The sequence below is a fragment of the Pseudomonas sp. HMSC067G02 genome (assembly GCF_001813485.1).
In the GTDB taxonomy this organism is placed as follows: domain Bacteria; phylum Pseudomonadota; class Gammaproteobacteria; order Pseudomonadales; family Pseudomonadaceae; genus Pseudomonas; species Pseudomonas aeruginosa.
Window position 1 is genome coordinate 1 of record NZ_KV812650.1, and the last position, 378, is coordinate 378.

General features: G+C 55.3%; 1 protein-coding gene. It reads right to left on the reverse strand.

Going from position 1 to position 378, the window contains the following annotated elements; genetic code table 11:
• The coding region (locus tag HMPREF2914_RS09675) for a calcium-binding protein (protein WP_139148200.1) at nucleotides 1–378 on the reverse strand (378 nt) is incomplete at both ends.

Here is a 378-nt window from a genome sequence, read left to right on the forward strand (position 1 = left end):
GGAGGTCATTGCCGGCATAGCCGTAGAGTGAGTCGTTGCCCAGGCCGCCGCTGAGGGTATCGGATCCTGCGTAACCATATAGACGGTCATTTCCCGCCGTACCTTGCTGTTGTACCAAGATCTTTATTTGCTCGATATTCCAAGTCGTGCCATTGACAAAGCGGACCTCCTCAAGCCGGGAGTTGCCTGTAGCATCTTGACTGAAGTAGCTGCTGACGGTGATGCGGTCTGTGCTGCCCTTGAGAAGCAGGATCAGGTCATCGCTATTGCGGCTGAGGATGATGTCCTCTGCGCGAATGCCGGTACCGAACTCAATGGCATCGACCTTGTTGGTGCTGCTGTCATTGTTTTGAATGGTGTCCTGGCCCCAGCCGCGGT